Source organism: Brevundimonas sp. (assembly GCF_019636155.1).
In the GTDB taxonomy this organism is placed as follows: domain Bacteria; phylum Pseudomonadota; class Alphaproteobacteria; order Caulobacterales; family Caulobacteraceae; genus Brevundimonas.
Map to the genome: position 1 here is coordinate 32,329 of NZ_JAHBYB010000014.1, position 12,123 is coordinate 44,451.

9 protein-coding genes are annotated in these 12,123 nt (G+C 69.2%); 8 read left to right on the forward strand and 1 reads right to left on the reverse strand.

Annotated elements, in window-relative coordinates; genetic code table 11:
- The first annotated feature begins 225 nt into the window (after positions 1-225).
- Complete coding sequence (locus KF910_RS12825; protein ID WP_292263502.1) at positions 226-1,650, forward strand: 3-isopropylmalate dehydratase large subunit; 1,425 nt, start codon at positions 226-228, stop codon at positions 1,648-1,650.
- A gap of 3 nt (positions 1,651-1,653) precedes the next feature.
- Complete coding sequence (leuD, locus tag KF910_RS12830; protein ID WP_292263504.1) at positions 1,654-2,274, forward strand: 3-isopropylmalate dehydratase small subunit; 621 nt, start codon at positions 1,654-1,656, stop codon at positions 2,272-2,274.
- Positions 2,275-2,278: 4 nt separating this feature from the next.
- Here leuD and KF910_RS12835 read toward each other — a convergent pair whose 3' ends face one another.
- Positions 2,279-3,208 carry a hydroxymethylglutaryl-CoA lyase gene (locus KF910_RS12835; protein ID WP_292263506.1) on the reverse strand — a complete coding sequence of 310 codons (930 nt, stop codon included), beginning with the start codon at positions 3,206-3,208 and terminating at the stop codon, positions 2,279-2,281.
- Positions 3,209-3,278: 70 nt separating this feature from the next.
- On the opposite strand from KF910_RS12835, the gene KF910_RS12840 reads away from it, so the two are divergent.
- The 6 genes from KF910_RS12840 to KF910_RS12865 all read left to right on the forward strand — a co-directional run.
- Positions 3,279-4,391 (forward strand): CaiB/BaiF CoA transferase family protein, encoded by a 1,113-nt coding sequence (locus tag KF910_RS12840; RefSeq protein ID WP_292263508.1) that lies wholly within the window; start codon positions 3,279-3,281, stop codon positions 4,389-4,391.
- A 158-nt stretch (positions 4,392-4,549) separates the two neighbouring features.
- Positions 4,550-6,823 carry a TonB-dependent receptor gene (locus KF910_RS12845; RefSeq protein WP_292263510.1) on the forward strand — a complete coding sequence of 758 codons (2,274 nt, stop codon included), beginning with the start codon at positions 4,550-4,552 and terminating at the stop codon, positions 6,821-6,823.
- 2 nt (positions 6,824-6,825) lie between these two features.
- The gene (locus tag KF910_RS12850) at positions 6,826-8,172 is read left to right on the forward strand and encodes a spinster family MFS transporter (protein WP_292263512.1); all 1,347 of its coding nucleotides are present in this window, start codon (positions 6,826-6,828) and stop codon (positions 8,170-8,172) included.
- Entirely contained in the window at positions 8,169-9,809 is a 1,641-nt protein-coding gene (locus KF910_RS12855; RefSeq protein WP_292263514.1) for a carboxylesterase/lipase family protein, read from the forward strand. The genes KF910_RS12850 and KF910_RS12855 overlap by 4 nt, the downstream gene beginning before the upstream one ends.
- A gap of 11 nt (positions 9,810-9,820) precedes the next feature.
- Positions 9,821-11,395: a long-chain-fatty-acid--CoA ligase gene (locus KF910_RS12860; protein ID WP_292263516.1), complete on the forward strand. Its 1,575-nt coding sequence runs from the start codon at positions 9,821-9,823 to the stop codon at positions 11,393-11,395.
- A 97-nt stretch (positions 11,396-11,492) separates the two neighbouring features.
- A partial coding sequence (locus tag KF910_RS12865) for a TetR/AcrR family transcriptional regulator (protein ID WP_292263517.1) occupies positions 11,493-12,123 on the forward strand: 631 nt, incomplete at its 3' end.

Here is a 12,123-nt window from a genome sequence, read left to right on the forward strand (position 1 = left end):
GGCGACGTTATTCTCCCCGTGTTTTCGCAAATGATATATCATTATGCGATTAGGCAAACCTTCCCGGATTTTTGGCCTGAAGCCTATGCCTTTTTGAGCGCACTCCCGGCCAGTTCGTCACAAATCAATCACGTTTCCGTGAGAATCAAGCGTTGAGCGGCCATATAGTCCGGACCTTTGCCGGCTTTCGTTGATCGTTTCTCCGGCCATCCCCATAGTTTGCCCATGTCCCGCGCCGCGTCACGCCATTCATCGCCGCGGTCCCTGTTCGACAAGATATGGGCCCAGCATCTGATCCGTCGGACGCCAGGGCAGGCGGACCTGGTGGCGATCGACCGGCTGTTCCTGCACGAACGGACCGGCGGGGTGGCCCTGAAGGGCCTGGCGGCGGCGGGCCGCCCGGTCGCCGATCCGGCCCGGGTCTTCTGCACCATGGACCATATCGTGGACACCCGGCCGGGCCGAGGCGACGCCACCGTCATGCCGGGCGGAGAGGCCTTCATCATCGAGACCCGGCGCGAGGCGCGGGCGGCGGGGCTGACGGTGTTCGATATCGGCGATCCGCGCCAGGGCATCGTCCATGTCCTGTCGCCGGAACTGGGCTTGGCCCTGCCCGGCCTGACCGTGGTCTGCCCCGACAGCCACACCTGCACCCAGGGCGCGGTCGGAGCCCTGGCCTGGGGCATCGGATCGACCGAGGCGGAGCACGCCATGGCCACCGGCGCCCTGCGGGTCATGCGGCCCAAATCCATGCGGGTCTGGATCGAGGGGCGCCTGCCCGAAGGGGCGACGGCCAAGGACCTGGCCCTGACCCTGTTGGCGCGGTTCGGTTCGGCGGGCGGGCAGGGGCATGCGGTGGAATACGCCGGGCCGGCGGTCGAGGCCCTGGAGATCGAGGCGCGGCTGACCCTGTGCAACATGGCGACCGAGTTCGCCGCCTTCGCTGCGGTTATCGCGCCGGACCAGAGGACCTTTGACTATCTGCATGGCCGCCCCTACGCCCCGGACGGCGCAGCCTGGGACGCCGCCCTGACGCATTGGCGGGACCTGCGGTCGGACGACGGCGCCGCCTTCGACCGCGAAATCGTCCTGGACGCCGCCGAGGTCTCGCCCAGCATCAGTTGGGGCGTCAGCCCGCAGCAATCCATGGCCGTCGACGGCCGAATCCCGCCCGCGCCGACCGGAGACGGCGCCGAAATCCATGGGCGGGCCCTACGCTACATGGGGCTGGAGGCCGGAGAACGGCTGGAAGGCCTGCCCATCGACGCCGCCTTCATCGGCTCCTGCACCAACAGCCGGATCAGCGACCTGCGCCGGGCGGCGGCCCTGCTGCGGGGGCGTCGCGTCGCGCCGGGCGTGCGCGCCATCTGCGTGCCCGGTTCGGGCGCCGTGAAGGCCCAGGCCGAGGCCGAGGGGCTGGATCGAATCTTCCTTGAAGCCGGGTTCGAATGGCGCGAACCGGGGTGTTCCATGTGTTTCTTCGCCGGCGGCGAAAGCTTCGGGCCGCGCCAGCGGGTCGTCAGTTCGACCAACCGCAATTTCGAAAGCCGCCAGGGGCCGGAGACCCGGACCCATATCACCAGCCCCGAGGTGGTCGCCGCCTCGGCCGTGGCCGGCGCCATCGCCGATCCGCGCCGGATGGGGGGCTGAGGCATGGAGCCCTTCGTCCGCCTGACCGCCGTGGCCGTGCCCCTGATGCGGGACAATATCGACACCGACATCATCATCCCGTCGCGCGAGATGAAAACGGTCGGCAAGACGGGGCTGTGCGACGGCCTGTTCGCCGGCTGGCGCTATACCCAGATCGGCGGGCGCGAGCCCCGGCCTGACTTCGCCCTGAACCGGCCAGAATATGCCGGGGCCGGCATATTGATCGGCGGCGACAACATCGGTTGCGGCTCCAGCCGTGAACACGCGGTCTGGGCGCTAAAGGAATACGGATTCCGGGCCGTCATCGCCCCCAGCTTCAATCCGATCTTCTTCAACAACTGCGTGCGGAACGGAGTCGCGCCGGTGGTTCTTGCGCGTGAAACGGTCGAGGCCCTGGCCGCCCAGGTCCAGGCCGATCCGGCGCGGGCCCGGCCCACGGTGGATCTTGAGCGGGGGCTGGTCATCGCGCCGGACGGATCGCACATCCCGTTCCAGATCGCCGAGGAGCACAGGGTCGCCCTTCTGCACGGCCTGGACGCGATCGACCTGACGCTGCGCCACAGGGACGAGATCGAGGCCTTCTGGGCGCGCGACCGGCAGGCCCGGCCCTGGGTCTATCTGTGACCGGTCAGAAGCCGCGCCAGCCCTTGGGCGGCCCGGCCTCGGACAGGAAGCCGTAGAATTCCTCGTGGGGCAGCATGGCCGCCACCTCGCGGCGCAGGGCGATCAGGGCGTCGATGTCGACGCCGGTGTCATAGCCCATGGCCTCCAGCATGAAGACCAGGTCCTCGGTGACAATATTTCCGCTGGCGCCCGGGGCGAAGGGGCAGCCGCCGACCCCGCCCAGGGAACTGTCCAGGGTGGTGATGCCCAGCTCCAGCCCGGCCATGGCGTTGGCCAGACCCAGGCCGCGCGTATTGTGCAGGTGCAGCCCCGTCAGGGCCGCGTCTCCGACCGCCGCCCGCACGGCGCGGATCAGCCGCCGCACCGAGGCCGGGTCGGCATAGCCCGAGGTATCCGACAGGCCCACCTCGTCGCACCCCGCCGCCATCAGCCGTTCCGCCATCCGCACCACGGCGGCTTCCGGGACCTCTCCCTCGATCGTGCAGCCGAAGGCGGTCGACAGGCTGCCCTCGAAATGGGGGCGGCGATCCTGGGGCTGGTCGCGGATCAGGGCGGCGATGGCGGCGGCGGCCTCGACCATCTGGTCGTGGGTGCGGCGGACGTTCTTCAGGCTGTGGGTCTCGCTGACCGAGACGGGCAGGGAGATCTTGTGCGCCCCCGCGGCGATGGCGGCCTCGGCTCCGCGCAGGTTGGGGACCAGGGCCGCGACGGTCAGGTCGGGCAGGGTCTCGCGCGCCCATGCCACGATCTCGCCGGTGTCCGCCAGTTGGGGCAGCAGGGTCGCCGGAACGAAGGAACCGACCTCGATCTCGCGGAATCCGGCGGCATGCTGGGCGGTGATCCAGCGCTTCTTGTCGGCCGTGCCCATGATGCTGGACAGGCTCTGCAGCCCGTCGCGCGGCCCCACTTCGCTGACCAGAATGTCGTCGCCCATCACAAAAGACCTATTATTATACCATTATGTCCGTATAGGTTGCCGCCGGATTTGGAAACAGGGATTCTCCATGGTTGAGGCGGGGCAGGGGCCGCTGGCCGGACTGAAGGTCGTCGAGTTCACCCATATGGTCATGGGGCCGGCGGCCGGAGTGATCCTGGCCGATCTGGGGGCCGAGGTGACGCGCGTCGAGCCGCGCGAGGGCGATCATACGCGCCATCTGCCAGGCTCGGGCGCCGGCTATTTCGCCATGTACAACCGCAACAAGCGCAGCGTCTTCCTGGACCTGAAGTCCGAGGACGGCCTGGACGAGGCGCGGGCCCTGTGCGCCCAGGCCGACGTCCTGATCGAGAATTTCCGCCCTGGCGCCCTGGATCGGCTGGGCCTGTCCTATGACCGGCTGTCGCAGGCCAATCCGGGCCTGATCTACTATTCGGCCAAGGGTTTCCTGCCGGGGCCCTACGAGTCCCGCACCGCGCTGGACGAGGTGGCCCAGATGATGGGCGGCCTGGCCTATATGACCGGCCCGCCCGGACGGCCCCTGCGGGCCGGGGCCTCGGTCATCGACGTCACCGGCGGCATGTTCGGCGTCATCGGCGTCCTGGCCGCCCTGGAGGAACGCCGCCGGACCGGGCGGGGGCAGCTGGTGCGCAGCTCCCTGTTCGAGACCACGGCTTTCCTGGTCGGCCAGCACATGGCCCAGAAGGCGGTGACCGGACAGGCGGCCAACCCGATGCCCGCGCGGCTGTCGGCCTGGTCGATCTATGACGTCTTCACCACCGCGGACGGGCAGGGGGTCTTCATTGGTGTGGTGACCGACGCCCTGTGGCTGAAGTTCTGCGATCTGTTCGATCTGGGCGTCCTGGGTGGGCAAGAGCGGTTGCGCCGCAACGCCGACCGGGTCGCCGCGCGCGACGATATCCTGCCGGTCGTGCGTGAGGCCGTGGGGGGGTTCACCGCCGCCGAACTTCTGGCGCGGCTGGAAGGCTCGGGCCTGCCTTTCGCCCCGATCGGCAAGCCGGAAGACCTGTTCGACGATCCCCATCTGAAGGCGTCCGGAGGGCTGACGACCGTCACCCTGCCGGATGGCCGCGCGGTCGATCTGCCCAGCCTGCCGCTGGAGATGGCGGGGCGGCGATTCAACGCACCGGCCGCGACGCCCGCGCCGCCGGAATCCGCCTGAACCGACAAGTCCCAGTCCTGCCCCGGGCGGCCGCAGGCGACCTCAGCAGCTCATGCGACAAGATATTCGCACTCATGTGAGCGAATGTTGACAGACGGCGCGGGACATGTCCCACTCCTCTCACGCTCGGCGACCATGATCGAGCACGGGAGGGAAGAATGAGAGCCACTCTATTCGCGACGGCCAGTGCCGCCGTCATCATCGGTCTCGCGCCGGGCGTCGCCCAGGCCCAGGACGGCCGCCAGCAGACGTCCGGCAGCAATCAGGAAGCGACCACGGTCGAGGAGGTGGTCGTCACCGCGACCCGCCGGACCGAGAAGCTTCAGGACGTGCCGCTCAGCATCACCAGCCTGTCGCAGGAAGACCTGAACGAGCGCGGGGCTGTGGGCTATGACGGCCTGGCCGAGGCCACGCCGGGCGTGATCGTCAACCGCGCCAGCGCCAACTTCAACAACTTCACCGCCCGCGGCATCGCCACCAACGGCTACGGCGCCAATCTGCAGAGCACGGTCGCCATCTACATCGACGAACTGCCGATCTCGGCCAACGGCAACTCGACCATCATGGACCCCAGCCTCTACGACGTGGAGCGGATCGAGTTCCTGCGCGGGCCGCAGGGGACGCTGTTCGGTTCTGGCTCCCTGGCCGGCGCCCTGCGAATCCTGACCCACGATCCGGACCCGAACAAGTTCGACGCCTCGGCCCTGGTGGACTATGGCGTCATGTCCGGCGGCGCCTTCCGTCAGCGCTACAACGCCATGGTCAATGTTCCGCTGATCGAGAACGAACTGGGCCTGCGGGTGGTCGGCTTCCTGCGTGACGAGGACGGCTGGCTGGACAATATCGGCACCGGCGTCGAAGGCTCCAACTCCCTGCGCCAGCACGGCGGCCGCGCCATCCTGCAGTGGGAGCCGAACGACCGCTTCTCGGCCCGGCTGATGTATTCGCACGAGATCAGCAAGCCCGCCGACTCCTCGCTCAGCAACCCGGCCCTTGGCGAGGATGTCCGTCGTTCCGACCGGCCCGACCGCTTCTCGGGCGATATGTCGAACGTCAATGTGACGCTGGAATACCAGTTCGACGGCGCCAAGCTGACCAGTTCGACCACCTGGGGCGACTACAGCGCCCTGTTCTTCGTCGACCTGGCGGGCACCTACGCCCAGTTCTTCCCCTTCGCCCTGGACGCCGACGCCTGGGACAACAATTTCGTCCAGGAAACGCGCCTGGTGTCCGATCCGGGCGGCCGTATCGACTGGTCGGTGGGGACCTTCTACTTCCAGCGCAAGCGGGACGTCCTGTACGGCTACCGCTCGAACCCCGCCTATCTGGCTGCCCGCCGCCTGACCGGCCTGCCCGACGAGTATTATCAGCGGTTCCACTCCTACTTCATCAGCCATGAAGCGGCGGTGTTCGGGGAACTGACCTATCGCTTCTCGCCGGACCTGTGGGCCACTGTCGGCGCGCGCTACGGCTCGACCGACGCCCAGGGCTTCACCATGGCCGGGGGCTACAACAGCAACTACCTGACCCTGGCCTACTACGGCCTGACCAACATGCCGATCACCATCGTGCCGATCGATGAGGCGACCGGGGTCAAGGTCGAGGAGGACGGGCCCTCCTACCGCTTCAGCCTGTCCTGGCGGCCCAATCCATCGGTGACCACCTACGCCGCGGTGGCCACCGGCTTCAGGGCGCCCGTGGTCAACGCCCGCGCCGGCGCGGTCAGCACCCTGGATCCGACGGACATCGTCATTCCCGCCGGCGCCAGTTCGGACGATCTGATCAACTATGAGATCGGGGTGAAGGGCCGCTGGTTCAACGGCCGGCTGAGCGCCAACATCGCGGCCTACTGGATCGACTGGAACGATATCCAGGTCCAGGCCAACCGCGTGTCCGACTCGGTCCAGTTCGCCACCAATATCGGCGAGGCGACCAGCAAGGGCATCGAGTTCGAGGTCTTCGCCGCGCCGTTCGACGGCTGGACCGTGGTGCTGAACGGCGCCCTCAACGACGCCAAGGTCACCGGCCTGACGGCCCAGGAGGCCGCGGTTTCCGGCGCCGTCCTGGACGCCCGCCTGGCGGGGCCGGAGTTCAAGGGTTCGCTGCGGGTCGGCTATGGCTGGGAGTTCGCGCCCGGCGTCGACGCCCAGGCGACCGTCGCCATCTCGCACGTGGGCGACTTCCCGAACACCTTCCCGAATACGCCGGGCCGGCCGGCCGTTCCGCTGCCGACCTACGACTACACCGACAGCTACACCTTCGTGAACGCCAACTTCGCCCTGGCCTTCCGCAACTATACGATCGCGGCCTATGCGGAGAACATCTTCAACGACCGGTCGGTGATCTATGTCCACCCCGAGGCTTTTGTTGACGGGCGGTATGGCCGTCAGCGCCCCCGCACCGTGGGCGTGCGTCTCGGCTATGAGTTCTGAACATGGCGGATAGTGCATCCGCCGCCGCCAACCCGGGCGCGTCCAGCGCGCGCCCGGGACCTGGCGCCTGGATCGTTCTGGGCGTCCTGTGTTTCATCTATGTGCTGAACTTCCTGGACCGGCAGCTGCTGTCGATCCTGGCCAAGCCGATCCAGGACGAACTGGGCGTCACAGACGGCCAGCTGGGCATGATCAGCGGCCTGTATTTCGCGCTGTTCTACTGCACCCTGGCCATTCCGGTCGGCTGGCTGGCCGACCGCACCAACCGGGTGAAAGTCCTGGCCTTCTCCCTGGCCCTGTGGAGCGCGGCGACCTCGGCCTGCGGCCTGTCGAACAACTACGCCCAGCTGGCCTTGTCGCGGATGGCCGTGGGTGTGGGCGAGGCGGGCGGCGTGCCGCCGTCCTACGCCATCATCTCGGACTATTTCCCTCGCGGCACGCGGGGCACGGCGCTGAGCCTGTTCAACCTGGGACCGCCCATCGGCCAGGCCCTGGGCGTCGCCTTCGGCGCCTCGATCGCGGCCGCCTATTCCTGGCGCGACGCCTTCCTCTGGGTCGGGCTGGTCGGGGTGATCACGGCGATCGGGGTCTGGTTCTTCGTCCGCGAGCCGCGCAAGGGCGGACTGGACGCCGCGCCGGAAGCCGTCGCGCCGGCGCCGATGGAACCCGTCGCGACCGCTCCGGCCAAGGCCGGCTTCTGGTCGACGACCAAGGCCTTCTTCGCCAACCCGGTCTTGCGCGGCATGGCCCTGGCCTGCGGCGCGACCCAGTTCGTGACCTACGCCTTCCTGAATTTCGCCACCCTGTTCCTGATGCGGGAGAAGGGCATGACCCTGCAGGAGGTGGCCGTGTGGTACGCCCTGCTGGTCGGCGTCGGCGTCAGCGCGGGCATGTTCGCCCCCGGGCGGCTGATCGACCGGTTCGCGCGGCGGTCCAAGACGGCCTATGCCTATCTGCCGGCGATCGGCCTGGCCATCGCGGCCCCCCTGTTCGCGGGCTTCATCTGGGCCCCGACCTGGGAACTGGCCCTGGTCTTCCTGATCCTGCCGATCGGGCTGAACTATTTCTATCTCTCGCCGGCCGTCACCCTGGTGCAGGAAGAGGTGCGGCCCGATCAGAGGGTGCTGAGCGGCGCGCTGCTGCTGCTGGTCATGAACCTGATCGGCCTGGGCCTGGGCCCGACCTATCTGGGCGCCGTCAGCGACGCCTTCGGCAAGGCCGGACACACGGGAAATTCCCTGCAGCTGGCCTTCTACACCCTGATGCCCTTCTACGGCCTGGCCATTGTCATGTTCCTGGGCCTGGCGGCCAAGATCCGTCGTCAGGTTCGTTCGGAGGAAGCCCGATGATCCGTTCCATCCTCGGCGCCCTGGCCGCCGTCGCCGTCCTGGGTTGCGCCCACGCTCCGGCTCAGGCGGCCGACCCTGTCGTCCGTGCGCCGGCCGGGCCCGTGCGGGGCCAGGCGCTGGACGGGATCAATGTCTTCAAGGGCATTCCCTATGCCGCCCCGCCGACCGGCTGGCGCCGCTGGCGCGCGCCCGAGGCGGTGCGGCCCTGGCGCGAGGTGCGGGACGCGACCCAGTACGGCCCCGCCTGCCACCAGCTGATCTCGCGCGGCGAGAGCATCTACGCCGGCGAGACCCCGCCCATGAGCGAGGACTGCCTGTCGCTGAACGTCTGGGCGCCCGAGAACGCCGCCGGCGCCCCGGTCTTCGTCTGGATCCACGGCGGCGCCCTGGTCAACGGGGCCAGCAGCGAGCAGGCCTATGACGGCGCCAGGATGGCGGCCCAGGGCGTGGTCTTCGTCTCGATCAACTACCGCCTCGGCGTCCTGGGCTATCTGGCCCATCCGGAACTGAGCGCCGAGTCGCGCCGCAACGTGTCCGGCAACTATGGCCTGCTGGACCAGATCCAGGCCCTGCGGTGGGTGAAGGAGAACATCTCGGCCTTCGGCGGCGACCCCGGCAATGTGACCATCGCCGGCGAGTCGGCCGGCGCGCTGAGCGTCATGTATCTGATGGCCGCGCCCCAGGCGCGGGATCTGTTCCACAAGGCCATCGCCCAGAGCGCCTATATGCTGTCGACGCCCGAGCTGCGGACGAACCGCCATGGCATGCCCCCGGCAGAGGCGGTGGGCATGTGGCTGCAGGGGCGGCTGGCCCTGAGCAATCTGGCGGACCTGCGCGCCATGGACGCCCAGGCCCTGACCGAGGCGGCGGCCGGCGCCGGTTTCGTGCCCTGGGGCACGATCGACGGCGACGTCCTGCCGGAACAGCTGGTGACTATCTTCGATCGCGGAGAACAGGCGCCGGTGCCGATCCTGACAGGGTTCAACCAGGGCGAAATCCGCTCGCTCCGCGCCCTGGCGCCGCCTGTCCCGGCCGACGCCGCGACCTATGAGGCGGCCGTGCGGGAACGGTATGGCGACCTCGCCGACGCCTTCCTGGAACTGTATCCGTCGACCGACCTGGAAGAGGCGGTCCTGGCGGCGCCGCGCGACGCCCTCTACGGCTGGACCGCCGAGCGGCTGGTCCGGCGCCAGACGGCCCTGGGACAACCGGCCTATCTGTATTTCTTCGACCACGGCTATCCGGCCGCGGACGAGGCCGGACTGCACGCCTTCCACGCGGCTGAGATCCCCTATGTCTTCGACGGCCGCGACCGCACCCCGCCGCGCTGGCCGGCCATTCCCGATACCCAGGCCGAGGCCGATCTGGCGCGCGCCATGCAGGCCTACTGGCTCAGCTTCGCGCGCGATGGAGTGCCGGCGGCGCCGGGTCAGCCTGCCTGGGCGCCCTATGGCCAGGAACGCAACTACATGGGCTTCGACCAGCGGCCCCAGCCCGGCCAAAGGCTGATGCCGGGCATGTATGAGGTGCGCGAGATCGAGGTCTGCCGCCGCCGCGCCACGGGCGGAACGGCCTGGAGCTGGCTGGTGGGCGTCGCCGCCCTGCCGGTTCCCGCGGCCGGTTCGGGCTGCCGATGAACGACGGAGGCATGCAGCCCTACGCCCTGACCCTCGACAAGTTCCTGGATCACGCGGCCAAGTGGCGCCCGGACACCCAGATCGTCACCGCGGGTGACGACGGCGGCCGCCGTCGCATCGGCTACGCCGGCCTGAGGGAGCGCGCGGTGCGGACCTCGCACGTCCTGGCCGGCCTGGGCGTGGGGCGCGGCGACCGGGTGGCGACCCTGGCCTGGAACAGCCAGGCCCATGTCGAGGCCTGGTATGCGATCATGAGCATGGGGGCGGTGTGCCACACCCTGAACCCCCGGCTGACCGAGGCCCAGCTGGCGGCCATGCTGGCCCAGTCGCAGGCGGGCATCCTGATCGCCAGCGGCGACCTGGCGCCCCTGGCCCGGCGGGTCGCGGCGCGGACGCCCAGCCTGACCCGGGTGCTGCTTATCGACGCCGCGGACACTGGGGACGACGCCGGGGGCCGGCCCCCCGTCCAGCGGCTGGAGCCGATGCTGGCGACGGCCGCGACGGACGAGATCTGGGGCGGGTTCGACGAGGCGTCGCCGGCGGGCCTGTGCTTCACCTCGGGCACGACCGGGGCGCCCAAGGGGGTGACCTACACCCACCGGTCCAACTATCTGCACACCCTGCGGCTGCTGCAGGCGGACGTCATGGGCCTGACGGGGCGCGACAGCGTCCTGGCCGCCGTGCCGATGTTCCACGCCAACGCCTGGGGCCTGCCCTTCGCCACGGCCGCGGCGGGGGCCAAGCTGGTCCTGCCCGGCCGTCACCTGGACGGCGCCAGCCTGGCCGCGCTGATCAACGATGAGGCCGTCACCATCGGGGTCGGCATCGGCACGGTCTGGCTGGGCCTGGTCGAGCACCTGGAGGCGGCGGGCGGCGAGACGCCCAGCCTGGAGCGGATCATCGTCGGCGGCGCGCCCCTGGCGCCGGCCCTGATGGAGCGGATCGAGCGCCGGCTGGGGGTGGTGGTCCAGACCAGTTGGGGCATGACCGAGCTGTCGCCCCTGGGCGCCTGCGCCCCCCTGTCGGACGCGACCCGCTCGGCCCAGGTCTCGGGCCGGCCCGCGGTCGGGGTGGACCTGCTGCTGGCTGACGCCGACGGCCGCGCCCTGGCCCAGCAGCGCGGGGTCGAGGGCCATCTTCTGGTGCGCGGCGCCTCGGTCATCCAGCGCTATTTCGGCGCCGATGCTCCGGCGGTCGATGAAAACGGCTGGTTCTCGACGGGCGACTTGGCCAGAATCGACGCGGATGGCAATCTGATCATCACCGGTCGGGCAAAGGACCTGATCAAGTCGGGCGGCGAATGGATCAATCCGGCCGAGATCGAGGCCGTGGTCAATGAACATCCCGCCGTGGCCCTGGCCGCCGTGATCGGACGCCCCGACCCGAAATGGGGCGAGCGTCCCGTCCTGGTGGTGCGGATGAACGAAGGCGACGGGGTGGACGACGACGAACTGCTGGGCGCATTGCGTGACAGGGTCGCTCCGTGGTGGATACCGGATGTCGTGGTGCGGTTGGACGAGATGCCCCTGGCCTCGACCGGCAAGATCGACAAGATGCGTTTGAGAGTGGATTATGGCGGCAGTTGAAGAGACCTCTGAACGGCCCGCGCCGGAACCGGCGCGAGACCCCGCCGCGGCGCCCCGGCCGCGCCGCCGCCGGACCAAGGTCCAGCAGCGCGCCGACATGATGGAGCAGATCCTCGACGCCGCCGAGCATCTGTTCTCCCAGCACGGTCTCTACGGGGTGACGCTGAAGGACGTGGCCCAGAGGGTGGGCGTCCACCACACCCTGCTGAACTACTATTTCACCGACAAGAAGAAGCTGTTCGACGCCGTGATCGGCCGCCGCGCCGAGGTGACGATCAAGAAGCGGATGGCGGCGCTGGACCGCTATGACGCCGAGACCCAGGGCAGGCCCACCCTGGAGGGGGCGCTGCGCGCGTTTCTGGACACCGACCTGGACCTCTACAGCCAGGGTGGCGAGAACTGGAAGAACTACGGCGTCCTGGGCGCCCAGGTGTCGAACACCTCCTACGGCGCCGAGCTGATGGACCTGCATTTCGATCCGGTCGTGCTGCGCCTGATCGACATCCTGAAGAAGGCCCTGCCGGGGTGCGCCGAGGAGGACATCTTCTGGGGCTATCATTTCGTCACCGGCGCCCTGATGCTGACCCTGGCGCGGACGGGGCGGATCAACCGCCTGTCCGGAGGCCTGTGCGATTCCGACGATTTCGAAGCCGTGAAGGCCCGCATGGCCGCCTTCATGGCCGCCGGCTTCACGGCCATCTGCAAGCCGCAGGCGCAAACGGCGCCCC